This is a genomic window from Ligilactobacillus agilis DSM 20509, from assembly GCF_001436215.1.
In the GTDB taxonomy this organism is placed as follows: Bacteria; Bacillota; Bacilli; order Lactobacillales; family Lactobacillaceae; genus Ligilactobacillus; species Ligilactobacillus agilis.
On the sequence record NZ_AYYP01000010.1, the window covers coordinates 21,341 to 45,145 of the forward strand.

At 40.2% G+C, this 23,805-nt stretch carries 27 protein-coding genes; all 27 read left to right on the forward strand.

Annotated features, from left to right (window positions below; all coding sequences use genetic code 11):
- Positions 1–16: 16 nt before the first annotated feature.
- The 27 genes from metK to FC14_RS01235 all read left to right on the forward strand — a co-directional run bounded on the left by metK (position 17) and on the right by FC14_RS01235 (position 23,697).
- The gene (gene metK, locus FC14_RS01105) at positions 17–1,192 is read left to right on the forward strand and encodes a methionine adenosyltransferase (protein WP_156655709.1); all 1,176 of its coding nucleotides are present in this window, start codon (positions 17–19) and stop codon (positions 1,190–1,192) included.
- A complete protein-coding gene (locus FC14_RS01110) occupies positions 1,173–2,417 on the forward strand; it encodes a site-specific DNA-methyltransferase (RefSeq protein ID WP_056975858.1) in 1,245 nt (414 codons plus the stop codon). The genes metK and FC14_RS01110 overlap by 20 nt, the downstream gene beginning before the upstream one ends.
- A 100-nt stretch (positions 2,418–2,517) precedes the next feature.
- The gene (locus FC14_RS01115) at positions 2,518–3,210 is read left to right on the forward strand and encodes a virulence protein (protein WP_042679859.1); all 693 of its coding nucleotides are present in this window, start codon (positions 2,518–2,520) and stop codon (positions 3,208–3,210) included.
- Positions 3,207–3,434 (forward strand): DUF4314 domain-containing protein, encoded by a 228-nt coding sequence (locus tag FC14_RS01120; RefSeq protein ID WP_039652078.1) that lies wholly within the window; start codon positions 3,207–3,209, stop codon positions 3,432–3,434. Before FC14_RS01115 ends, FC14_RS01120 begins: the two co-directional genes overlap by 4 nt.
- A 145-nt stretch (positions 3,435–3,579) precedes the next feature.
- Positions 3,580–4,479 (forward strand): amidoligase family protein, encoded by a 900-nt coding sequence (locus FC14_RS01125; RefSeq protein ID WP_056975859.1) that lies wholly within the window; start codon positions 3,580–3,582, stop codon positions 4,477–4,479.
- 37 nt (positions 4,480–4,516) lie between these two features.
- Positions 4,517–4,978, forward strand: coding sequence for a gamma-glutamylcyclotransferase family protein (locus tag FC14_RS01130; RefSeq protein ID WP_056975861.1), 462 nt, complete (start codon positions 4,517–4,519; stop codon positions 4,976–4,978).
- Positions 4,963–5,148 (forward strand): DUF5049 domain-containing protein, encoded by a 186-nt coding sequence (locus tag FC14_RS01135; protein ID WP_009052891.1) that lies wholly within the window; start codon positions 4,963–4,965, stop codon positions 5,146–5,148. Before FC14_RS01130 ends, FC14_RS01135 begins: the two co-directional genes overlap by 16 nt.
- A gap of 73 nt (positions 5,149–5,221) precedes the next feature.
- A complete protein-coding gene (locus tag FC14_RS01140) occupies positions 5,222–6,820 on the forward strand; it encodes a terminase large subunit (protein WP_056975976.1) in 1,599 nt (532 codons plus the stop codon).
- 107 nt (positions 6,821–6,927) lie between these two features.
- Positions 6,928–7,257 carry a hypothetical protein gene (locus tag FC14_RS01145; RefSeq protein WP_041160356.1) on the forward strand — a complete coding sequence of 110 codons (330 nt, stop codon included), beginning with the start codon at positions 6,928–6,930 and terminating at the stop codon, positions 7,255–7,257.
- Between the two features lie 72 nt (positions 7,258–7,329).
- Positions 7,330–8,586 carry a phage portal protein gene (locus tag FC14_RS01150; RefSeq protein ID WP_095899805.1) on the forward strand — a complete coding sequence of 419 codons (1,257 nt, stop codon included), beginning with the start codon at positions 7,330–7,332 and terminating at the stop codon, positions 8,584–8,586.
- A complete protein-coding gene (locus tag FC14_RS01155) occupies positions 8,583–9,263 on the forward strand; it encodes a head maturation protease, ClpP-related (protein ID WP_056975863.1) in 681 nt (226 codons plus the stop codon). The genes FC14_RS01150 and FC14_RS01155 overlap by 4 nt, the downstream gene beginning before the upstream one ends.
- Before the next feature lie 11 nt (positions 9,264–9,274).
- A complete protein-coding gene (locus tag FC14_RS01160) occupies positions 9,275–10,474 on the forward strand; it encodes a phage major capsid protein (protein ID WP_056975865.1) in 1,200 nt (399 codons plus the stop codon).
- 15 nt (positions 10,475–10,489) lie between these two features.
- Entirely contained in the window at positions 10,490–10,708 is a 219-nt protein-coding gene (locus FC14_RS01165) for a hypothetical protein (protein ID WP_012268679.1), read from the forward strand.
- Between the two features lie 19 nt (positions 10,709–10,727).
- A complete protein-coding gene (locus FC14_RS01170) occupies positions 10,728–11,036 on the forward strand; it encodes a head-tail connector protein (RefSeq protein WP_009052885.1) in 309 nt (102 codons plus the stop codon).
- A 3-nt stretch (positions 11,037–11,039) separates the two neighbouring features.
- Positions 11,040–11,375, forward strand: a complete 336-nt coding sequence (locus FC14_RS01175; protein WP_012268680.1) for a head-tail adaptor protein — start codon at positions 11,040–11,042, stop codon at positions 11,373–11,375.
- Entirely contained in the window at positions 11,368–11,799 is a 432-nt protein-coding gene (locus FC14_RS01180) for an HK97-gp10 family putative phage morphogenesis protein (RefSeq protein ID WP_009052883.1), read from the forward strand. Before FC14_RS01175 ends, FC14_RS01180 begins: the two co-directional genes overlap by 8 nt.
- The gene (locus tag FC14_RS01185) at positions 11,796–12,149 is read left to right on the forward strand and encodes a hypothetical protein (protein WP_009052882.1); all 354 of its coding nucleotides are present in this window, start codon (positions 11,796–11,798) and stop codon (positions 12,147–12,149) included. The genes FC14_RS01180 and FC14_RS01185 overlap by 4 nt, the downstream gene beginning before the upstream one ends.
- A gap of 3 nt (positions 12,150–12,152) precedes the next feature.
- Positions 12,153–12,755 carry a major tail protein gene (locus FC14_RS01190; RefSeq protein ID WP_009052881.1) on the forward strand — a complete coding sequence of 201 codons (603 nt, stop codon included), beginning with the start codon at positions 12,153–12,155 and terminating at the stop codon, positions 12,753–12,755.
- 12 nt (positions 12,756–12,767) lie between these two features.
- Positions 12,768–13,151 carry a hypothetical protein gene (locus tag FC14_RS01195; protein ID WP_009052880.1) on the forward strand — a complete coding sequence of 128 codons (384 nt, stop codon included), beginning with the start codon at positions 12,768–12,770 and terminating at the stop codon, positions 13,149–13,151.
- A 214-nt stretch (positions 13,152–13,365) separates the two neighbouring features.
- Entirely contained in the window at positions 13,366–15,924 is a 2,559-nt protein-coding gene (locus FC14_RS01200; protein WP_056975866.1) for a phage tail protein, read from the forward strand.
- A gap of 13 nt (positions 15,925–15,937) precedes the next feature.
- Positions 15,938–16,711, forward strand: a complete 774-nt coding sequence (locus FC14_RS01205; protein WP_056975868.1) for a distal tail protein Dit — start codon at positions 15,938–15,940, stop codon at positions 16,709–16,711.
- Positions 16,712–16,715: 4 nt separating this feature from the next.
- Positions 16,716–19,238 carry a phage tail spike protein gene (locus tag FC14_RS01210; RefSeq protein WP_056975870.1) on the forward strand — a complete coding sequence of 841 codons (2,523 nt, stop codon included), beginning with the start codon at positions 16,716–16,718 and terminating at the stop codon, positions 19,236–19,238.
- A 15-nt stretch (positions 19,239–19,253) separates the two neighbouring features.
- Positions 19,254–19,448: a hypothetical protein gene (locus FC14_RS01215; RefSeq protein ID WP_009052876.1), complete on the forward strand. Its 195-nt coding sequence runs from the start codon at positions 19,254–19,256 to the stop codon at positions 19,446–19,448.
- 9 nt (positions 19,449–19,457) lie between these two features.
- Complete coding sequence (locus FC14_RS01220) at positions 19,458–20,039, forward strand: hypothetical protein (RefSeq protein ID WP_009052875.1); 582 nt, start codon at positions 19,458–19,460, stop codon at positions 20,037–20,039.
- Positions 20,036–22,507: a glycosyl hydrolase family 18 protein gene (locus tag FC14_RS01225; protein ID WP_056975872.1), complete on the forward strand. Its 2,472-nt coding sequence runs from the start codon at positions 20,036–20,038 to the stop codon at positions 22,505–22,507. Before FC14_RS01220 ends, FC14_RS01225 begins: the two co-directional genes overlap by 4 nt.
- 81 nt (positions 22,508–22,588) lie before the next feature.
- Positions 22,589–22,999: a phage holin family protein gene (locus tag FC14_RS01230; RefSeq protein WP_004103217.1), complete on the forward strand. Its 411-nt coding sequence runs from the start codon at positions 22,589–22,591 to the stop codon at positions 22,997–22,999.
- Positions 22,996–23,697: an N-acetylmuramoyl-L-alanine amidase gene (locus FC14_RS01235; protein ID WP_009052873.1), complete on the forward strand. Its 702-nt coding sequence runs from the start codon at positions 22,996–22,998 to the stop codon at positions 23,695–23,697. The genes FC14_RS01230 and FC14_RS01235 overlap by 4 nt, the downstream gene beginning before the upstream one ends.
- Positions 23,698–23,805 lie beyond the last annotated feature (108 nt).

Genomic DNA, 23,805 nt, shown 5'->3' on the forward strand with positions numbered 1-23,805 from the left:
AATAAGGAGATGTGAGATGAGTAAGAGATATTTAACAGCAGAAAGTGTATGTGCAGGACATCCTGATAAACTGTGCGATATTATTGCTGATAATATTTTGGATGAATGCTTTAGAAGAGATAAAGCGTCACGCGTAGCGTGTGAGGTTATGGCTACTAAAGGGAAAATTATCGTGGCGGGCGAGATCTCCTGCAGCGAGAAAATTGATATCAGATACATTGTCAGGAATGTATTAAAACAAGTGGGTTATAATCCTTTGAAATTTTTGATTTATGTATATGTACACAATCAAAGTCCTGATATTGCAGCTGGTGTAAATACTGCACTGGAAGCACGAAATGGTGTAAACGAACAATATGGTTCTGTCGGTGCCGGAGATCAAGGGACCATGTATGGGTATGCCACAATAGAAACTAGAGAAATGCTTCCCCTTCCCCTTGTCTTATCTCATCGAATTGTAAAGAGACTAGATGAGGCAAGGAAAGGTAAACTTATTAAAGGTATCCTTCCCGATGGAAAAGCACAGGTGACCATTGAGTATAATGATGATGTTCCAGTGAGAGTTAAGACCATTGTAGTGTCAGTTCAGCATGAAAAGAATAAAACTCAGGAAGAGTTAAAATCAGATATTCTAAATAATGTGTTATGGCAGTGTTTTGAGGATTTCCCTTTTGATGATGAAACAGAAATTCTTATTAATCCATCTGGACAGTTTGTATTAGGAGGACCTGCTGCAGATACAGGTTTAACTGGAAGAAAGATCATGGTGGATACTTATGGTGGACTTGCATCACATGGTGGCGGAGCACTTTGTGGGAAAGATCCGACCAAAGTTGACCGAAGCGGAGCTTACATGGCTAGGTATATTGCTAAACATATTGTGTGGTGTGATTTGGCAGAGAAATGTGAAGTGGCTATTTCCTATGCCATTGGCAAGGCAAATCCTGTAGCTTTTTCTATAAATACTTTTGGAACCGGAACAGTTCCTGATGAGATTTTAGCCCTTGCAGCTCAGGAGGTTTTTAACCTTAGACCAGCAGCAATTATTGAAAAGCTGCATCTAAGAAATATCCTCTACTCGGATACAGCGGTTTACGGGCATTTTAACAGCTACCTGTTTCCTTGGGAGGATGTTAATAGATACAGCAAGTTAAGGGAGGTGGTGGAAAAGTATGCTAATAGAGAAGATTAAAACGGAGCTACTAATCCCTGCTGATTATAATCCTAGAAAGGACTTAAAGCCAGGAGATCCAGAATATGAGAAACTTAAACGCTCTCTTGAGGAGTTTGGATATGTCGAACCGGTTATTTGGAATAAGACCACAGGCAGAGTAGTTGGTGGCCATCAGCGGTTGAAAATCCTACTGAACATGGGTATGGAAGAAGTGGATTGCGTAGTTGTTGAGATGAATGAGGAAAAGGAAAAAGCCCTCAATATTGCATTGAACAAAATAAATGGAGATTGGGATAGGGAGAAACTAGCACTTCTCATTACAGACTTAAATGCTGCAGACTTTGATGTATCGCTGACAGGCTTTGACCCCGGAGAACTAGATGATCTTTTCAAGGATACGTTGAAAGACAAAATAAGAGAAGATGATTTCGATGTGGACAGCGAGCTGAGTAAGCCCGCTGTTTCGCGTTTAGGAGATGTATGGATACTTGGTAAGCACAGACTGGTATGTGGAGACAGCACAAAAAAAGAAACATATAACATTTTAATGGAAGGAAAGGTCGCCAATCTGGTGGTAACTGATCCCCCATACAATGTCAACTATGAAGGAACCGCTGGGAAAATCAAAAATGATAATATGGCCAATGACGCATTTTATCAATTTTTATTAGATGCCTTTAAGAATATCGAATCGGTATTGGCATCAGATGGAAGTATATATGTTTTCCATGCTGATACAGAAGGACTTAATTTTAGAAAAGCCTTTGTTGACGCAGGCTTTTATCTTTCCGGTACTTGTATTTGGAAGAAACAGTCATTGGTTCTTGGAAGATCCCCTTATCAGTGGCAGCATGAACCGGTGCTATTCGGTTGGAAAAAGAAGGGGAAGCATCTCTGGTATTCAGACCGTAAGCAATCAACCATTTGGGAATTTGATAAGCCGAAAAAGAATGCAGATCATCCGACTATGAAGCCCATTGCTTTAATTGCCTACCCCATTATGAATTCTAGCCTTACTAATAGTATCGTACTTGATCCTTTTGGAGGTTCTGGCTCGACGCTGATTGCCTGTGAACAGACCGATAGAATTTGCTATACCATCGAGCTGGATGAAAAGTACTGCGATGTTATTGTGAAGCGTTACATCGAGCAGGTTGGAACAGATAAAGAGGTATATGTCATTCGAGAAAAAGAGAAGATTCCATTTAATGTGGCAGCCACATCTTCTGATGAATTAGATTGATAGAGCAAGTTTTAAATTCATTTTTGCACAGAAATAACTTGCTATTGTGTAGCGTTAGAGTGATATATGGTACTACCAAATAAGAAAGGTGGTATGTAGGATGAAAATTGAATTTAATCGTACTGGTGGTGAGAGAAAGGCCCTCGTTACTGCGATTGGAGAAGTACTAGGTGAAAAGCCTGAATACAAAGGCGCACCAACATTTATTTATCAAATAGGCAGATTTGAAGTGGATAAGGAAGGTGCTCTTATTTTTGATGAGGGTGTTGTGGGCGAAAAAGCGGTCAAACTGCTTGATGAACTTAATAGTCGAGGATTTACTTATGTGAAACCAGAAGGCCTGGAACAGGGGCTTACAGATAATACAGATTTGTTGGTAATTGAAATACCTAAGGAAAACTTCACCGACATTGCCTTAAGTAACTTGGAAAAGATTCTGGAAAGCAAAGGAGATCTCATTAAAAAAGCACTTGGAGTAGAGGAATTACCTATTGAGCAAACAGAGGAAACTCTACGATTCCCTTGGTTTTCCTTTGATGAAGATGCTGAGAAAGTTAAAGCTTACACGCATTTCATTACAGCCCTTTGTGATATGGCAAAAAAACAGAAGAGAATCACTGCCACAGCTAAGGAAGTGGATAATGAAAAGTATGCCTTTCGTTGTTTTCTGTTAAGGTTAGGATTTATCGGTGAAGAATACAAGGCCGCAAGAAAGATACTCCTTTCCAAACTGAACGGAAGTTCTGCATTTAAAAGTGTAGTTGCTAAGCAGGAGGAGGTAGATGGAATTTGAAAACCATTAACCCTAATGTCTTAGAACAACTCAGAAGTATCTATAGGCCTGGAACACGAGTGGTTTTAGTAAAGATGAATGATCCCTATACCAAACTGGAACCTGGGACGAGAGGAACTGTCATTAGTGTAGATGATATTGGAACCATCCATGTGAATTGGGACTCTGGAAGCTCATTAGGTATTGTATATGGCGAGGATTCCTGCAGAAGGATTGAAGAATAAAGCACACGTTTTATCCTGAAAAAGTAAAGAAAAACTGTGTAAATTATGCTCCTTATATCGAATAATTGTCTTGCTATTTAACCCTTTTAGAGTGATATATGTACATGCCAAAAGGATAAACACACTTTAAAAGGAGTGAGGTACGATGTTAAGTGCAAAATTCGGAATCGAGATTGAATTTACAGGGATTACAAGGGAAAGGGCAGCCAGAGTTGCTGCAGAGTTTTTGCAAGGCACTTATAGTGAAGGCGGGACTTACTACGACACTAAGAAGGTAAAAACTCCAGATGGTAGAGTTTGGAGATTTATGTATGATGGGAGCATTCACTGTCAAAGAAAAGAAGGTAGAAGAAAAGTAGCTGCAGGTAGAGATTATAGCGTTGAGCTAGTTAGCCCAATCCTAACTTACCGGGAGGACATTGAAACTTTGCAGGAGCTAGTAAGAAAGCTTCGCAAAGCTGGAGCCTTTACAAATACATCTTGCGGCATTCACATTCATCTAGACGGTGCTGAACATACCCCAAGAAGTATTCGAAACTTTATAAATATCATTGCAAGTAAAAACGATCTTTTTTATAAAGCACTACAGATTGCGCCAGAGCGAATGCGCTACTGCAAGAAGATGGATAGCATTTTAGTTGAGAAGATGAACCACAAAAAGCCAACAACCATGAGACAGATTGAGGACATTTGGTATGAAGGCTACAGCGAAAGCAGGGGTACACATTATCACAATAGTAGATACCATTTCCTTAATCTACATAGCTTTTTTACTGGGAATCATACGGTTGAGCTAAGAGGCTTTAACAGCGAGCTGCACGCAGGCAAGGTAAGAAGCTATATTGTTCTTGCCTTAGCTTTAAACAACCAAGCTTTAACACAAAAATTTGCCTCTGCGAAGAAGCCTCAAGTAGAAAATGAAAAGTTTGCCATGAGAACCTACCTAAACCGTATTGGTTTTATAGGAGAAGAGTTCAAAAACTGCAGAGAGCATTTAACAGCAGCGCTTTCAGGTTATGCAGCTTGGCGGTTTCGGGCGGCTTGAGCTGCCCTAAGGCCCTAAACTAGGAAGGAGGAAAGCAATGAGTAACAAACTATATCTTGCCTATGGTTCTAATCTTAATCTGGAGCAAATGGCAAACAGATGCCCCACAGCCAAGGTAGTTGGGGCAAGTATAATAAAAGGTTATCGGCTGCTTTTTAGAGGATCACACGCGGGAGCAGTGGCAACCATAGAGCCTTTCAAAGGCGAAAGTGTTCCAGTGTTAGTCTGGGATATCACACCGGCAGATGAAGCGGCTCTTGACCGCTATGAAGGATGGCCATTTTTATATCGTAAAGAAACCATTAAAGTGAGATTGAATGGTAAAACTGTTCAGGCTATGGTCTACATCATGAATGAAGGAAGGCCATTAGGCCAGCCAAGCTGTTATTATTACAGGACCATTCTAGACGGCTATAAAAGTGCAGGTTTTGATGTGGAGATTCTGCGTAAAGCGGTAGCGGATTCTTTTGAGGAGGATAATGAATGTACCAAACCATAAAAAAACAAATACTTGCCATTCGAGATTCAGGTGAAACAAATATGTTTGATATCCCGATTGTGACTAGCATTGCTTTAAAAGAAGGCTATAATGAGCTAGTAGATTACCTTGAAAAGAATAAAGAAGCGTATGTCCATTTTATTCTGACAGGGGAAGAAAAAACAAAATAACCTAATCAACTTTATAGAATATTAAGGAACTCTTAGGGGGTTCCTTTTTTGTATCCATAGGGAGGTGGCGGCTATACGTAAACTAAAAAAATATAAGCCGACCATCTTTAAGGCGGATGGTTCGGTATATGATAAGGACGCTGCAGACATTGCGGTGTCTTTTATTAATTGCTTAAAGCATACCAAGGGAGAATGGTATGGGAAGCCATTTGAACTGATAGACTGGCAGGAACAAATTATCCGAGATGTGTTTGGCATTATAAAGCCTAATGGCTACCGTCAATTTAATACTGCATATATCGAAATCGCTAAAAAACAAGGAAAGTCTGAGCTAGCAGCAGCGGTTGCCTTACTGCTTACTTGTGGTGATTTTGAGCATGGTGGTGAAGTATATGGATGTGCATCTGACAGACAGCAAGCTTCCATTGTTTTTGATGTAGCAGTTGATATGGTAGAACAATGCCCAGCTCTGAAAGCAAGAATTAAACCGGTACTATCGCAAAAACGACTTGTTTATAAACCTCTAGGTAGTTTCTATCAAGTTTTATCTGCAGAGGCGTATACCAAGCATGGACTAAATGTGCATGGTGTGGTATTTGACGAACTTCATGCTCAGCCAAATAGACAGCTTTTCGATGTCATGACTCATGGCTCTGGTGATGCAAGAAAGCAGCCACTGTATTTCTTAATTACGACTGCCGGAAATGATACACACTCTATTTGCTACGAAGTGCATCAAAAGGCTAAAGACATCCTAGAAGGGCGAAAGGTTGACCCTACATTTTATCCAGTTATTTATGGTGCTGATGAGAATGATGACTGGACTGATCCAAAGGTGTGGGCGAAAGCCAACCCCTCAATGGGCATTACCGTTGACATAGAAAAGATTTATATTGCTTGTGAAAGTGCAAAGCAAAATCCAGCAGAGGAGAACCTGTTTAGACAACTCCGTTTAAACCAATGGGTTAAACAGTCGGTACGCTGGATGCCTATGGAAAAGTGGGATAAATGTGCATATACTGTAAACCCAGAAAGCCTTGTAGGGCGTGTATGCTATGGTGGTTTGGACTTATCTTCTACCACTGATATTACTGCATTTGTTCTTGTTTTCCCACCTGAGTATGAGGGAGATAAATATATCATACTTCCCTATTTCTGGATTCCAGAAGATAATCTGGACCAAAGGGTAAAGCGTGATCATGTGCCCTATGACGTATGGGAGAAGCAAGGCTTTTTACACACTACAGAAGGAAATGTGGTGCATTATGGTTACATTGAAAGTTTTATTGAGGAACTTGGGATGAAATATAACATTCGAGAAATTGCCTTTGACCGTTGGGGTGCTGTGCAAATGACTCAGAACTTAGAAAACCTAGGATTTACGGTAGTTCCTTTTGGTCAGGGATTTAAAGATATGAGTCCACCTACAAAGGAATTAATGAAGCTTACCTTAGAGGAGAAACTGGCCCATGGTGGACATCCGGTTTTGCGATGGATGATGGATAACATCTTTATACGTACTGATCCTGCTGGGAATATCAAGCCGGATAAAGAAAAATCAACTGAAAGAATCGATGGAGCTGTCGCTACTATTATGGCTCTTGACAGAGCAATTCGCAAAGGAGGATCAGGAAGTTCTGTTTATGATGGAAGAGGTTTATTGATTCTTTAATCTAAATCAATGCATTTTTTAAATTTTTACTTGTAGAAGAAAATAATCTCTGATATTATAGACTTGTGAACAGAAATCTGAACATAAGTCTATAAAAGGAGGTAAAAATGAGCTACAGAGTACAATTTACAATAAGTGATGCTGAAAAAGAACAATTAATTTCTGAGGCAGCATCAGAAGGTTATCCAAATATTGCTGAATTATGTAAAGTAAGAGCTTTACGCGGAAAAAGTACTTATGCAGATCTTTATAAAAGAATGGTAAAGAAAATAGAGTCTTTACCTTCTGGTCAGAGGTTTTTTCTGAGAGATTTAATAGAAACGCCACCAACATTACTTGGAAGATGGTTATATGACAATGTTGCAAATGGAACTATTAAAGATGTTAAGCATCTTGGAAATAATGGTTCAGATGCAGAAGAATATGTAAAGTTATAATGATGATTTTTGAAAAAGCATCTCAAATGCGAGGTGCTTTTTTCATGCCCAATTTTAAGGAGAGTGATGCAGATGGGATTATTTTCGAATATTTTCAAAGCTCGTGATAAACCTCAGAACCGGACCATAGGAAGCAATTACAGCTTCTTTTTCGGTGGGACAACAAGCGGTAAACCAGTAAATGAGCATACAGCAATGCAAATGACTGCGGTTTATTCTTGTGTAAGAATACTGGCGGAGGCTGTGGCAGGACTTCCCCTTCACTTATATAAATACACTGATAGCGGTGGTAAGGAGAAAGCACTTTCTCATCCACTGTATTTTTTATTACATGATGAGCCGAATCCAGAGATGAGTTCTTTCGTTTTCCGAGAAACGTTAATGACTCATCTTTTATTATGGGGTAATGCCTATGCACAAATTATTCGAAATGGCAAAGGCGAAGTCATAGCACTATATCCGTTAATGCCTAATCGAATGTCGGTGGATCGGGATTCCAGTGGCGCTCTTTATTATACTTATACTAAGTATTCTGATGAAGCACCTACGATGAAAGGTATGACAGTCACACTTAGACCAAGTGATGTATTTCATATACCTGGCTTAGGCTTTGATGGACTAGTGGGCTATTCGCCGATTGCAATGGCTAAGAATGCTATAGGTATGGCAATTGCTTGTGAGGAATATGGAGCTAAATTCTTTGCTAACGGAGCTGCTCCAGGAGGGGTACTTGAGCATCCAGGTACCATTAAAGACCCTCAAAAAGTACGGGATAGTTGGAATGCAGCCTATCAGGGAAGCAGTAACTCTCATCGTGTAGCGGTGCTTGAAGAAGGAATGAAGTATCAGCCTATTGGTATCTCACCAGAACAAGCTCAGTTCTTAGAAACAAGAAAATTTCAGATTAATGAAATCGCTCGAATTTTCCGCGTACCTCCACATATGGTAGGAGACTTGGAAAAATCGAGCTTTTCTAATATTGAGCAACAGTCACTGGAGTTTGTGAAATACACATTAGATCCTTGGGTGATTCGTTGGGAGCAGACCATCAGCCGAGCACTTTTAAGGCCAGATGAAAAGAAACTTTATTTTGCCAAGTTCAATGTAGATGGACTGCTTCGAGGTGATTATGTTTCTCGAATGAATGGGTATGCAACCGCGAGACAGAACGGCTGGATGAGTGCCAATGATATTAGGGAGCTTGAGAACCTTGATCGAATCCCACCAGAGCTTGGAGGAGATTTATATCTAATCAATGGCAATATGACCAAACTTGAAGATGCGGGTATTTTCGCAAATAAAGAAGGATTGGAGGGAAAACCTGAATGAAGAAATTTTGGAATTGGGTTCGCGACACAGATACACAGACACGAACCCTCTATCTAAACGGTGCAATTGCCGAGGAGAGTTGGTTTGAGGATGATGTTACCCCAGCTGCTTTTAGAGAAGAGCTAATGAGTGGTGAAGGAGACATAGTAGTTTGGATTAACTCTCCTGGTGGTGATTGTATTGCAGCATCTCAGATATACAACATGCTAATGGATTATAAAGGAAACGTCACTGTAAAGATTGACGGTATTGCTGCATCAGCTGCTTCTGTCATCGCTATGGCAGGGACGGAAGTCTTAATGTCTCCTACCTCACTGATGATGATCCATAATCCCTTTACCATAGCTATTGGCGATAGTGAGGAGATGCAAAAAGCAATCCAAATGCTTGATGAAGTGAAAGAGAGCATCATCAATGCATATGAGCTTAAAACCGGCTTATCTAGAACAAGGTTGTCGCACCTGATGGATGCTGAAACTTGGCTAAACGCCAATAAGGCAGTTGAGCTTGGTTTTGCAGATGACATTATGTTCAAACCAGGAGAGAGTTCACTACAAGACAGCTTTGTATTCAGCAGAAGAGCAGTGACCAATTCACTAATGAATAAACTTCAAAAACCAGTTGTAAAACAGTCAGTAGAGCTGCTTTATGAGCGGCTTAATTTATTGAAATATTAGGAGGAATAAAAATGAGTAAAATTCTTGAACTGCGTGAAAAACGCGCAAAAGCATGGGAAGCAGCAAAGGCATTTCTTGATTCAAAGCGTGGTAGTGATGGGCTTGTATCCGCAGAAGATGCAGCAACCTATGACAAAATGGAAGAAGACATTATTAATCTCGGTAAGGAAATAGCAAGATTGGAACGTCAAGAGGCTCTTGAAGCAGAGCTTAATAAGCCAGTAAATATGCCTCTTACTGGAAAGCCAGCTGTTCCAGGGATGGATACAAAGACCGGAAGAGCCAGTGATGAATATAGGAAAGCATTCTGGAACGTAATGCGTAGCAAAAACCCTCGTCATGATGTGTTAAACGCCTTATCTGTAGGCACTGATTCTGAGGGAGGATACCTTGTTCCTGATGAATTTGAGCGCACCTTGGTTCAAACTCTTGAGGAAGAGAATGTATTCCGTAAACTTGCAAAGATTATTCAAACTTCAAGTGGTGATCGTAAAATCCCGGTTGTGGTGACCAAAGGCACAGCTGCTTGGCTTGACGAAGGTGAGGAGTTTGATGAGAGTGATTCTGTATTCGGTCAGACATCTATTGGTGCTTACAAGCTGGGTACAATGATTAAAGTTTCTGATGAACTTCTCAATGACAGTGTATTTGATCTGGAGAATTATATCTCCACTGAATTTGCCCGTAGAATCGGTGCTAAGGAAGAAGAAGCTTTTTTAGTTGGAGACGGAGATGGAAAACCTACTGGTATTTTCAACGCAACAGGCGGAGCACAGCTTGGAGTGACAGCAGGGTCTGCAACTGCTATTACTGCAGATGAGATTATCGATCTTGTTTACTCATTAAAAGCGCCATATAGAAAGAACGCGGTATTCCTGATGAATGATGCAACAGTAAAGGCAATCCGTAAGCTGAAAGACGGTCAAGGTCAATATCTGTGGCAGCCTTCTTTAACAGCAGGTACTCCAGATACTTTATTAAATCGTCCGGTTTATACTTCAGCTTATGCTCCTACTATTGAAGCTGGAGCTAAAACTATTGCCTTCGGTGATTTCGGATATTATTGGATTGCCGATAGACAGGGACGTTCTTTCAAACGTTTAAACGAGCTTTTTGCAACCACAGGGCAGGTTGGTTTCCTTGCGAGCCAGCGTGTAGATGGAAAGCTTATCTTACCTGAAGCCATCAAAGTTCTTCAGCAGAAGGCTTAATGGGAGGTGTAAATGATGAGCTATAACGCAAAGAACTACACCGAACAAGGCGGGGAAAAGACAGTTATAGGTGGAGAGCTTGTAATTGAAGAGGGAGCCAAAGTAACTGGGCTCCCTGTTCTTGATAATCAACCAGCAAGTACTGCGGAAACTGTAGAAGCTTTGGTGACAGACTTTAATGCCTTACTAAGTAAGCTTAAAGCCGCAGGAATCATGACTGCGGATACGCCTTAAAAAAAGGATGGTGACGGTTATGACTCTATTTGAAAAAGTAAAAGCTAACTTAATTCTCGAGCATGAACGCGATGATGAGCTTCTTCAAATGTATATCAACACCGCTATCGCTTATGCCGAGAGTTATCAGCATCTACCAGAAGGACATTATTCTGAAAATGAAATGCCACCAACTACAGAGCAAGCCGTCATCATGTTATCATCTCACTTCTATGAAAGTCGAGATGGCAGTACTGGCGGCTTTTTTGCTGATAACGTCCAGGCAAGCCAACAAGTTTGGAACACTGTAAATTTACTGCTTAGACTTGACCGAGATTGGAAGGTGTAGAGTATGAGTTTTGGTAAGATGAACACCTTTATTGATATCATATCCGTTGAAACAACGAGAGACAGTGAAGGTTTCGGTAAATCTAAGGATATCATCCTTGCTTCTGTTCGTGCTTATAAAGAAGAACGTCATGGTAATGAAAAATGGGCCAATCGAGCAGTATTTTCTGAAGCGACTGCTCTGTTTTGCTTTCGTAAGATACCTGATGTTGAGGTGTCTACCAATACGGTGATTGTGTGTAGTGATGGTCGTTATGAGATTACAAATGTTGAAGATGTAAAAGGCAGAGGCATGTATATTGAAGTTTTGGCAAAAAAGGTGGTGGGGTCAAGTGGCTAAAGTACAAGTTAAAATGCCTGAGGAGTTCCTTCTAAAACTATCAAGACTGGGAGAAAAGACGGATGAAATTATTCCAAAAGTACTTGAGTCAGGCGGAGAAATTGTTTTAGAAAAGGTAATGTCAAATTTGAAAGCTGTAGTTGGTAGTGGAACAAAAGAGAAAAGTCGGTCTACTGGTGAGCTTGTCAATTCCCTGGGACTGTCTCCGGCAAAAGTAGATAGGAATGGAAATTTTAACGTGAAGGTGGGTTTCAAGGAGCCACGAAGAAATGGCGAAAGTAATGCCAAGATAGCCAATATTATTGAATATGGAAAATCAGGTCAGCCACCAAAACCATTTTTAAAGCCTGCAAGAAGTGCGTCAAGAAAAGCATGTATTGACGCTATGAAGAAAAGGTTTGAGCAGGAGGTAGAAAACTTATGAGTATATTAAATGAACTCAAATTCATTGCAGATATGTGCAATATTCCAGTAGAGACAGGACGGTTTTCTGGTGTTCCTCCTGATATTTATATTGTAATTACACCACTTATTGATTTATTCGAAGTTCATGCTGATAATGCACCAGGATATGAAGTACAGGAAGCTAGACTTTCCTTATTTGTAAAAGGAAATTATACAACTATAAAAAACACTATTGTCCGCACTCTTTTGGGTGCGGATTTTACTATAACGGACCGTCGGTACATTGGACATGAGGATGATACCGATTATCACCATTATGCCATAGATGTGGCTAAATCATATGAATTTCAATTGGAAATGGAGGAATAAGAAATGGCTACGATAGGTCTTGATAGGCTTTATTATGCAAAAATCACTGAAGACATAAACGGTGATGAAACCTATGAAACACCGAAACCGCTGGCAAAAGCAATCAGTGCAGAACTTTCCGTTGAGCTTGCTGAGGCAACTCTTTATGCAGATGATGGTGCTGCTGAGATTGTAAAAGAATTTAAAAGCGGTACCCTTACACTCGGTATTGATGATATAGGTGTAGCAGCTGCCGGAGATTTAACAGGAGCTACCATTGATGACAATCATGTGCTCATCTCAACCAGTGAGGATGGTGGAGCTCCAGTTGCGATTGGCTTCAGAGCACAAAAAGCAAACGGTAAATACCGATACTTTTGGCTGTATCGTGTGAAGTTTGGAATTCCTGCAACAAACTTAGCGACAAAAGGCGATAGTATCACTTTTTCAACCCCAACTATCGAAGGAACAGTGCTTCGAAGAAATAAGCTAGATGGTCAAGGTAAGCATCCATGGAAGGCGGAAGTTAACGAGGGTGATGAAGGGGTAACTTCAACGGTTATTAATAGCTGGTTCAACGAAGTGTATGAGCCCACATTCGCAGCTTCTAGTGGAATTGGAGAGTAAGGGGGAATTGAAATGGATAAAGAACGAAGTGCAATGATTAATATTGGCGGGCAGGAGTATGAACTTATTCTTACTACTAAAGCCACGAAAGAAATTGCGGGTAGATATGGTGGCCTTGAAAATTTGGGTGAAAAATTGATGAAGTCTGAGAACTTCGAAATGGCACTGGATGAAATAGTCTGGCTGATAACTTTAATGGCCAATCAGAGCCTGCTCATTCATAACCTGCGAAATCCAGATAACAAAAAGCCGCTTCTTACTCAAGAAGAAGTTGAGCTTCTTACTTCTCCTTTGGAACTAGCGACATATAAGAGTGCTCTAACAGAAGCTATGTTCAAGGGAACAAAAAGGAATATTGAGTCTGAAGATGACTCAAAAAACGTGCAAACCGGGTAAATGAGAATGAACTCTTTACCCGGCTTTTATATTACGGAACTGTTCATTTAAATCGCACTGAAGAGGAAACATGGCTTACACCTATTGGCTTGCTTATGGATTTATGGGAGTGTCATAAGCAGTTCCTTGGGATGTCAAAACCGAAGCGGGAACTTTATATCGATGACATTATTCCTTATGGGATTTGATTTTTCAACGAAAGGAGGAGGTAATCTTGGCAGATAATTTCGGTTTAAAAATCGGAGTGGAAGGCGAAAAGGAATTTAAAAATGCACTTCGTGATATTAACCAGGCATTTAAAGTCTTAGGTAGTGAGATGGCTCTAATCAGCTCCCAGTTTGATAAAAATGATAAGTCCATCCAAGCCTTAACAGCGCGTAATGAAATATTAGAAAAAACGATCGATGCACAAAAAGAAAAGATAGAGACACTACGATCTGCACTAGATAATGCCTCCACTTCTTTCGGAGAAAATGATCGTAGAACTCAAAATTGGCAGATTCAATTAAATAAAGCTTTGGCTGAGCTCAATGGCATGGAACGAGAACTTGAAAATAACAATAAGAGTTTGCGTGATCATTCCGATGCTACAGATGAAAGTGCTGACAACATGGAAGATGCTGCTGATGCAGCCGATGAACTTGCTGATAATGTTGATGATGTTGGCAATGAAATGGATGATGCCACTAAGAAAACCTCTGTTTTGGGAGATGTACTTAAAGCAAATCTGCTATCAGATGCCATAATCGGTGGAGTAAAAGCATTAGGCTCGGCTATTGCGGGAATAGGAAAAGCATTTGTGGGTGCGATGAAGGATGGCGTTGAATACAACGCTCAAATGGAAAGTTATACTGCATCGTTTACTACCATGCTGGGCGATGAGGCAAAAGCACAAAAGTTAGTGAATGATCTGAAAAAGGAAGCAGCGGCTACTCCATTTGGAATGCAAGATCTTGCTCAATCAGCCCAAACTCTTATGAGCTTTGGAATGTCTGCAGAAGAAGCTCAAATAAGAATGAAACAGTTGGGTGATATATCTCAGGGGGATGCCGAAAAATTCAAAAGTTTAACTTTAGCATTTGCACAGATGTCCTCAACCGGTAAGTTAACAGGGCAAGACCTAATGCAAATGATTAATGCAGGCTTTAACCCATTAGAGGAAATTTCACGTAAGACCGGAAAATCCATCGGTGAACTCAAGGAGGAAATGTCAAAAGGGGCAATTTCAGCAGACATGGTTGCGGAGGCATTTGCATCAGCAACATCAGAAGGTGGGCGTTTCTATGGTTCAATGGAAGCACAATCCAAAACTTTTTCTGGGCAAATGGCAACTCTTGAGGATGGAGTTGCTTCGTTAAAGGGGCAGCTTGCTGAAGGGTTAACAACCATGCTTTCTGGAACTGTTCTTCCGATGGTTAATGGTTGGATTGATGAATTATCTCAAGCTTTTGAGAAAGATGGTGTTCAAGGCTTAATTGATGCTTTTGGTGGAATCTTAGAAGAAGCAGTTCAATTTATTTCTGAGCAGTTGCCAATTGTAGTGGATATTGCTTCTCAAATAATTATTTCTCTAGTTCAAGGACTTACCTCTGCATTACCGAAGATAACAGAGGCTGCTGTCATACTATTGATGACACTAGTCAATGGAATCATTGAAACTTTACCGGCACTTGTTACGGCAGGAGTACAAATGATCGGAACTATTGTCAGTGGAATTGCAGAAGCACTGCCACAGTTAATTCCAGCTGCAGTATCAGCAGTGATACAAATTGTGCAGGCACTTTTGGATAACCTACCAATGCTCCTAGAGGCGGCACTTCAGCTTGTACTTGGACTAACTCAGGGGATTTTGGATGCTCTTCCAGTGTTGATTGCAGCATTGCCGGTCATTATTACTGGGATAGTAGATTTTATTATTGGTGCAATACCTCAAATAATTGAAGCGGGTATTCAACTTCTAACATCTTTAATTTCAGCTTTACCAGAAATCATCACAGTAATTGTAGAAGCAATTCCGCAAATTGTCGACGGGTTAATAACAGCGATTTTGGGCTCAATCCCGCAGCTTATTGATGCCGGAGTGCAATTGTTAGTAGCACTGATTCAAAATCTTCCACAGATCATTTCGACTGTTATTACTGCTATACCAAAGATTGTGTCATCTCTTGTGAATGCTATTATTGGTAGCATACCTCAGATTATTCAGGCGGGGATCATGTTGTTAGTTTCACTGATTAAAAACCTTCCAACGATTATTGTAGAGGTTGTAAAAGCTGTACCACAAATTATTACAGCACTGGTTAAAGGATTTACAGGTTCAATTTGGCAAATGGCTCAGATTGGAACCAATTTAATCAAAGGATTATGGCAGGGTATCTCTGATGCTGGAGCCTGGCTTTGGGATAAAATTTCAGGCTTTTTTGGTGGGGTTGTCGATAAAATAAAAAATTTCTTTGGCATTCATTCACCATCAACATTATTTGCTGGTATAGGTGAAAACCTTGGAGAGGGTATTGGGGTTGGTTTTGAAAAAGCAATGAATAGTGTTAGTCAAGATATGCAAAATGCCATCCCAACTGATTTTGACATCAACTCCAATCTGAATATGAATGGAGCTGGCATTAGTAGCAGCTATGGAACTTTTGAAGGTTCATTAATTACGATACAGCAGATGATTGTTCGAAGTGAGGACGACATTCGGAAGATTTCACAGGAGCTATATAATTTAATGCAAACAGGATCACGAGCTCAAGGAAGATTTATAACTGCATAAAGGAGGGCGATGTATGGGCTTCGTTTATAATGGTATCAATTCAAAAAATATGAAGATAAAAGCAAAACTTACAAGGTGGCAGGCATCGCCCGCTCTACGAAATTCGTATGAGGTTGTTCCAGGAAAGGCGGGAGTTGCAGATTTTGGTTGTGATAGTTCAGAGCGGATCATAACAATCAGCTGTAATGTATATCCTCAAAAGAGTTTTGCAGATTTAGTGAGCGTTTTAGATTCTATTGCAGAATGGCTTAATCCAATGAATGGTCTCAAGCAGCTTGTATTAGAGGATATTCCCGATCGATACTTTTATGCTCGGCTTACTGAACAAGTAGATTGTGAGAGATTACTTAGAACTGCTGGAGCCTTTGAATTAAAATTTATTTGTCCAGATCCACACGCCTATGCACTGATAGATGAACAATTTACGATTTCCAGTGTTGGTGCTCATGAAATTAAAAGGTTAACTGGGAATGCGGATTCAGAACCGGTTTATCAACTTAAGGGGATAATCAGCAGCTCATCATCCACCTACATTTCTATTACGACAAATGGCAAAGAACTACGAGTATTTGGGGCTTTGGCAGCAGATGAAGTGCTTGTCATTGATAGTGGATTAGTAACTGCAAAAATAACCGATGCAAACGGAAATACACTTAGAAATGGGCTTGCAGGCTTGGATGAGCTTAACTTTCCTATACTGCACAAAGGTGAAAATGAAATAACAGTTTCAGTGGCGGGAGCAACTTTTTCGGAGCTGAAGATTATGGCTAAAAGCAGATGGAGGTGAGCTTGTGGCAATTAAATCAATCTTAACATCACAGACAGATTTTACAGGTGAGTTTCCTGTAAGCGAGAAGACAGTTGCTCTTTGGCGATTTAATGAAGCTACACCAGATAGCAATAACATGCTTGCAGATGATTCTGGTCATAACAGAAACTTCTTTGTATCCGGATGGTCAGGCACATCAGCCAACTTATCATCTGGTAGATTAGGAAGATATTTTAGGCAGAATATCATTAATCCAACAAGTGAAAAGACGCATTTAGTGGCTACCAATGATGGTAGCTTTTTTAGTGATTTAGGTGAAAAGATTGTTGTTGGTGGATGGATAAACCCAACTACTTATTCTGTGGGGCAGACGTATATCCCGATTTTCAATACTAGACAAGGCCCTGGCCAACCAATTTTTTATGTTTCTTTATTTCAGGGAAGGTTGCGATTAATGCTGTATAATTCTTCCGGCTCCCTGATATATGACCAGACAGAAACACCTACTATTCCCCTAAAGAATAACGGGTGGTACTTTATTGCATCAATCATTGAGGTAAACAGCAAAAGGGTACAGAACTTACTTTGCGATCGAAGTGATGGGGCTGTCTGGCAATCTCCAGTTCGAACATTCACGGGAGACTTAAATCAATCCTGTGTTGCGGACATTGTGATGGGGATGCATGCAAATACCTATTATTACGCAGGAGGATTTGATGACTGGTTCTATGAAAAAGATTCTTCGCTTACCATGGAGGATCTTATTTTCTATTTTAAATCTTCAATTTTGGCAAACGGTGGAGACAGCACTGCTGATGTTGATGCTCTTGTGGACCCTGGTTCTGTCATACTAAAAGCAACAAGCGGAGTCTATGCACAAAGTGGCCAGTTTTATTCGATAGCAGCTGCCTGTGGGCTTTCTGGAACGGGTAGAGTATCAGTTACAAGTGAATACATTGCAGGTATAACATCGATAAGCTTAGTTGAAACTTCTACATCAGATGATTTGTCTAGTTGGACTGAATGGCAGGCTATTGGAACAAGTGGGGAATTACAATCTCCAAACAGAGAATATATTCGTTATCGAATTACATTATCTACTCAAGACACCAGTAGAACTCCTAAACTTCTTGAAATACAACTACATGATATACCAAAACCTCCTTATGAGAGACTTGGATTTGCAAGACCAGTTGTGTTGGATACTAACGGGGCTTGGGAAGCAGTGTTAGAAAATGCCTTTGATATTGTAGTAACAAGTGAAGTAAATGGCGCTGATATTCTGGAGTTTAAACTGCCATTTCATGATTCCAAGCGAGAGACATTAGACAATGAAAAACAGGTGCAGATTGTTAATGATGTTTATCGTATTCGAACTATAACAGATGAGAAAAGCTCCGATGGAAGAGTTGTAACTCAAGTATATGCGGAAGCAGCATTTTATGATCTTTCTTTTAGTGCTGAAAAAGAACCCATGGAATTTGTTGCAGAGACACCAGAAGTCCCTATGCGCTATGCCTTACTTAATACTGGCTGGTCATTAGGAAACGTAACTGTAAATACTAAACGTACATGGCAATCAACAGAAAAGAATGCATTAGCTATCCTACGAACAATACAGAATATTCATGGAGGCGACTTGATTTTCGATAGTGCCAATCGTTTGGTACATCTCTTGACATTTGGAGGTACTGATAGTGGGGCATTATTTTGCTATAGAAAGAACATGAAAAGTATACAGCGCGTAGTGGATACTAGAAGTCTAATCACTCGCCTTTATGCTTATGGAAAAGATGGTATAACATTTGCTTCTATCAATGGTAATAAAGAGTATGTTGAGGATTATAACTATTCATCAGAAGTTAGAGTAGGAACGCTGGATGCTTCATCAATCAGCAACCCTTATCAGCTGCTTGAGTTCGCTAATATGCGCTTAGCTCAGTATGCGAAGCCACGAATCTCATATGTTCTCTCTGCAATGGACTTATCAGTGTTGACAGGATATGAGCATGAGGCATGGAAACTAGGTGATATAGTAACTGTGGATGATAGAGATTTGAATTTATCTGTCAAAACTCGTGTGGTACGCAGACAATATAATCTCCAAGAACCATGGAAAACAGTGCTGGAGCTATCAACAACGTTAAGAGAACTGGGGGATTCATCTGCTGTTTGGGATAAAGCTGCTGATATTTTATCTTCAGCTGATGTTCTTGACCGTCAGGAAGTAAAAGACTTAGTTCCTTTTAATCATCTAAGAAATTCACGAGCTGATGACGGGTTAACCTATTGGTTAAGTTCAGGTTTTACAGTGGACCCTAATAATGGGGTATCAGGATCAGCTTCTTTTAAAGCTGAGGGAGTTTTAGGAATGACAAAAAGTCTATCACAGACTGTGTATCCTGCTAGTAGAAAGAGTTACACATTTTCAGCGCAGATTGCATCGGAAAATCTACAGAAAGGGCCAAACGGAAAAGTTGGAATTGAAGTTGTCATTGAATATGAGGACGGTTCGACAGAAACTAGGTTTATTGATCTCTATTAGGAAGGAGGTAGCGATATGGCTTATTTTTCACAGACAGCTCATGCTATTACACCGAGAGGTTTTGGCAAGATAAAGTCGCTTACCATCCGTCTTTTCATTACTGATTGTACTGGTGAGGTATTCTTTACGGATATGCTTTTGCAAGGTGGCTCTGTTGCTACGGGCTGGGTTGGTCATGTGTCAGAAATACAATGGACGCTGGATGGGTAGGTGGTGTAAATGTCAGTTGCATTTACCAGATTTACCGAGACGATTCATTGTAAAGAGGATAAACGAGTAGTAAGCGTAACAGTGAATTTACTTCTTGAAGATTGTACAGGTACGGTATATTTTACTGATATTCAAGCACAGGAAGGAAATCACCTTACTGGTTATACAACTAACACAGAGAGCATGCTGCAAAAATATCGAGAGAATGAGACAATTGTTCCTGTTCGCTTTTATAATGGAGTAGTTCGAAGCGGAGAGACGATTATTCTCTTCAATCTGGGTTCAACTTCCGCTGGCCTTGACTGTCATATTTATCCAAACCAAAATATGGCTGCAGGCAGTATCCAATTGTCTCAAGGAGCAGGGGCGCACAAGGTGATATTTAATGAGGCAGTTAGTCCAGGTGATACCTTTTCGCTACTAGCATCAACTAGGCAGTGTTTAAAGAACGGAAACCCAACTGATAAGGAAGGTTTTTTTCAATATACAGCATCCGGTGATAGCAAACATGTGATAAAGCTAGAAGACAGAAAATCAGCCCGGGTATTATTTGAGTTTCAAGAAATGCAGGAAGGAAGTGAGCGCCTTTGATTGACTATTTAAAAGGTAAGCGTTGTATGGTCTGGAGTTTCATGGGGAATACCCGCATGTATCAAGCATTACGAGACTATGGTGATCGAATTGATACGGTGGGTATTTTTACTTTTGAAGTGGATATCACCGGGACAATAACAGAAACAGGAACAAGCATATCCAGTATGCTTACCTATATTAACCGTTGGCCTCATATCAAATGGCTACTGACTATTATGAATCATGGTACAGCTTCTATTTTTACTGCCCTTAGAAATAATACCAGTGGTGCGAAGGATAAATTTCTTACTGAGATCATTCGCATTATGGAAAAGTATCCATGGTGTGCAGGGGTTGATATAGACTTGGAACGTGGAGGTGGCTACGAGAACAAGGATGCTGCCAATGCCCTATTTCGTGACATATATAATACTGTCAAAGCCTATGATTCTTCTAAACTCGTTAATATTTGTTTACCAGGAATGACGGGAGTACAAGGCTCGGTTGGTGGCGAAAATTGGTGTGTCTATGAAGACTTAAATCCGTACTGTGATACGGCAGCGATTATGAGTTATGGCATGGCATGGGCTGGTTCTGCTCCGGGACCGGTTTCTCCGAGGGATTGGTTGGAAGGTATTTATGATTATGCTGTTCGGGTTATGAATCCTGAAAAAATATTTTTGGGATTGCCCGCCTATGGCTGGAACTGGAGGATACATGATACACCAGAGAACCTTGGAATAACATATCGTGGGATTTCAAACACTTATTATGCAGCAAAGCTTTGGATGACAGGAGGATATAACTTTACTGATGACGGGCCACCTCAACCAATGATTCCAATCATTGCGTATTGGGATGATTATGATAAGGTTCCTTGGGCGTTACCACATGTGTATGACTACATGGAAGGCTGGGATGCTGTTTCAAGAACATACCCATTACTTGAGGAATCCTATAGTCGTCGCAGATATTTGACCGCCTATAGTAAGCAACAAAAAACTGAATTTGGCACAATCTTTATAGACCGTAGTGGTGGAACACCTGATAATTATTTTGGTAATGTATCAGTTTCATCTCAATTTATTACACTTGGAGATGAAGGTGAAGCCACCTACGAATTTGAAATAGAATCTGCTGGTTTTTATGATGTAGCTATTCGCTTTTCTTTTCCTTTTTGGGACAAGAATACTATCCATGTTTCGCTTGACGGAATAAATAAGGTATTTAGTGAGAGTAGGTTATGGTGGCCATATTGGAGAACAACTTGCTGGAGCTCTTTGGCTTCGAGTGTATATCTTTCAGCTGGAACTCATACTGTCACAGTTAGTTCCTCAGTAACAGGAGTACAGTTCTATGGATTTCGGGTATGTTCAAGCTTTAGTGAAGAGCCTTCTGCTGGAGAGGCTGACTTCATGTTATCCCCTCGCCAGTTTAAAGATGTGAACGGTTTAATGGTTCAGCCCGATCGAGGATTTAAATTGACAACGGAAGTACTTCGTAGAAAGCCTGATTCAGCACTAATTTGGTATGAGGACTTTCGAGATGAAAATCCGCTTCCATCCAGCTATTGGACAACATTAAGCGGAGAGTGGGAGGTGTGGCAGAACAAGAATGATCCAGCTACTCGCCCTTATTCACAGCTTGATGGACATGGGAGGTTGGCGTGGAAATATAATGGTTTCTCAGATGTTCATTTAAGAGCGAGATTAGCTTTTCCTTCAGATGGAAGTGGTCGAGCTGGCATTTTTTGTGGAGAACTCTTTTGCTGTTTAAATATTAATTCACAGCGTATTGAACTATATAATGGTTCTACTCTAATCGGAAGCTATGCAACCGAAATTTCTAAAACTCCATCATCAGATCTTCGCTCAAATCCAAGAATGTACACCATTGAAATGAGGATACGTAGTAATTCTGTAAGGGTTTATTCTGGAGCAAGTAGTATTTTGCGATTCACAGCGTCGCTTGATGGTTATTCAGGTGGTTATGCCGGAATTCAATCGGATGGACGTATTCTATGTGAATTAATAAGATTAGGAGATGCCTGGACTTATGAACCTTATGAAAGATTTGATGTAATCTTCCCAGATGGAACTAGAACGGAGTATGGGAGACTAGAAAGAACTGGTGTTACATGGGATAGTGAGTTTCAGGTTTTTACAGTTAACAGTGATGTGGAGGAAGCTTCAACAAGAAGTCAGGATATTTCCATGGATTATGATTTTTTTCACTCAGAGCTTTTATCATTGGTCTGTGGAAATGACTATTCAGTAAAGATTGTGCCTAAGGACATTAATGTATGGATTTCACGCCTATTTCTCGGGGATGCTGATGGCTTCTCAATTCTTTACTACCAAGACGTGGATAGCCTAGTCTATTGGGCAAATGAGGCAGCGTATCGATGGAAGCTTAGGGGGATTGCGATATGGTCTCTGGGACAGGAGGATATGAGGTTATGGGAAGCCTTACCTAAACAAATATAATTAACACACTGAACCAAGAGTGTTTGCGATAATGCAGACACTCTTTTTATATATGCACCAATCATGAAGGAGGTAAAAATAATGAAGGAAATTTGGAGTTGGATACAAACTGCGTTTACTGTACTTGGTGGACTTTTAGGATGGTTTTTAGGAGGTTTTGATGGATTTTTATATGCATTAGTGGCATTAATGGTGGCTGATTATATCACCGGTGTCATGTGTGCCATTGTTGAAAAGAAACTATCAAGTGAAATAGGGTTTAAGGGCATATTCAAAAAAGTACTTATTTTTATTCTAGTTGGAGTTGGACATTTGATTGATACAAATCTGATCGGAGATGGGAGCGTGCTTCGGACTGCTATCATCTTTTTCTATTGCTCCAATGAAGGTGTATCTATGCTAGAAAATGCTGGTCGATTAGGACTACCAATACCAGAAAAATTAAAAGATATCCTTGTTCAGTTGCATAATAAAGGAGGTAAGGAATATTGAATCTAAGAAAACTTATTCTGACTGAAAATGCTTGTTATAAGGCAGGTAAAAAGATTACACCGAAAGGTATCATGGTTCATAGCACCGGTGCCAACAATCCTTATCTTCGTAGATATGTTGGGCCGGATGATGGTTTATTAGGTGTAAATCAGTACAATAATCACTGGAATCAGGATAGGCCCGATGGAAAACAGGTTTGTGTCCATGCTTTCATTGGAAAACTTAAGGATGGTTCAATTGCTACCTATCAAACTCTACCATGGGACCATCGAGGGTGGCATGCTGGAGGAAGTGCAAATGATACACATATTGGTTTTGAAATATGCGAGGATGGATTGACCGATGCCTCGTATTTTAATGCGGTTTATAAAGAAGCGGTAGAGCTTTGTGTTTATCTTTGCAAATTATACAATCTAACTGAAAAAGATATTATTGGCCATTATGAAGGCTATCAAAGAGGAATCGCAAGTAATCATGGTGATCCGAAAAACTGGTTTCCTAAGCATGGAAAGAGCATGGATACATTTCGTGCAGATGTAAAAAGCCTCTTAAGTGAAGGAGCTAAATCTGGAGAAACAGAGAAAAAGAAATACTACCGCGTTCAAATCGGTGCTTATTCCGTAAAAGCCAATGCAGAGGCCCAGCTTGCCAAAGCGAAAAAGGCTGGCTTTACGGATGCGTTTATAAAGTATGATTAACACTTTTACCTATGACCTGAGGAGTGTAATAGCTCTTCGGGTCATTTTTTTTTGACCTTTAGGGGTTCGAATCATTAGGGATTTTTGCATATAGGTGCAGGGGTCTAC

Coding starts and splice junctions, on each gene's coding strand:
- metK (WP_156655709.1), top strand. CDS start 17: ATGAGTAAGAGATATTTAACAGCAGAAAGTGTATGTGCAGGACATCCT.
- FC14_RS01110 (WP_056975858.1), top strand. CDS start 1,173: ATGCTAATAGAGAAGATTAAAACGGAGCTACTAATCCCTGCTGATTAT.
- FC14_RS01175 (WP_012268680.1), top strand. CDS start 11,040: ATGAGTTTTGGTAAGATGAACACCTTTATTGATATCATATCCGTTGAA.
- FC14_RS01160 (WP_056975865.1), top strand. CDS start 9,275: ATGAGTAAAATTCTTGAACTGCGTGAAAAACGCGCAAAAGCATGGGAA.
- FC14_RS01195 (WP_009052880.1), top strand. CDS start 12,768: ATGGATAAAGAACGAAGTGCAATGATTAATATTGGCGGGCAGGAGTAT.
- FC14_RS01205 (WP_056975868.1), top strand. CDS start 15,938: ATGGGCTTCGTTTATAATGGTATCAATTCAAAAAATATGAAGATAAAA.
- FC14_RS01150 (WP_095899805.1), top strand. CDS start 7,330: ATGGGATTATTTTCGAATATTTTCAAAGCTCGTGATAAACCTCAGAAC.
- FC14_RS01135 (WP_009052891.1), top strand. CDS start 4,963: ATGTACCAAACCATAAAAAAACAAATACTTGCCATTCGAGATTCAGGT.
- FC14_RS01145 (WP_041160356.1), top strand. CDS start 6,928: ATGAGCTACAGAGTACAATTTACAATAAGTGATGCTGAAAAAGAACAA.
- FC14_RS01155 (WP_056975863.1), top strand. CDS start 8,583: ATGAAGAAATTTTGGAATTGGGTTCGCGACACAGATACACAGACACGA.
- FC14_RS01185 (WP_009052882.1), top strand. CDS start 11,796: ATGAGTATATTAAATGAACTCAAATTCATTGCAGATATGTGCAATATT.
- FC14_RS01130 (WP_056975861.1), top strand. CDS start 4,517: ATGAGTAACAAACTATATCTTGCCTATGGTTCTAATCTTAATCTGGAG.
- FC14_RS01230 (WP_004103217.1), top strand. CDS start 22,589: ATGAAGGAAATTTGGAGTTGGATACAAACTGCGTTTACTGTACTTGGT.
- FC14_RS01165 (WP_012268679.1), top strand. CDS start 10,490: ATGAGCTATAACGCAAAGAACTACACCGAACAAGGCGGGGAAAAGACA.
- FC14_RS01125 (WP_056975859.1), top strand. CDS start 3,580: ATGTTAAGTGCAAAATTCGGAATCGAGATTGAATTTACAGGGATTACA.
- FC14_RS01115 (WP_042679859.1), top strand. CDS start 2,518: ATGAAAATTGAATTTAATCGTACTGGTGGTGAGAGAAAGGCCCTCGTT.
- FC14_RS01220 (WP_009052875.1), top strand. CDS start 19,458: ATGTCAGTTGCATTTACCAGATTTACCGAGACGATTCATTGTAAAGAG.
- FC14_RS01215 (WP_009052876.1), top strand. CDS start 19,254: ATGGCTTATTTTTCACAGACAGCTCATGCTATTACACCGAGAGGTTTT.
- FC14_RS01170 (WP_009052885.1), top strand. CDS start 10,728: ATGACTCTATTTGAAAAAGTAAAAGCTAACTTAATTCTCGAGCATGAA.
- FC14_RS01190 (WP_009052881.1), top strand. CDS start 12,153: ATGGCTACGATAGGTCTTGATAGGCTTTATTATGCAAAAATCACTGAA.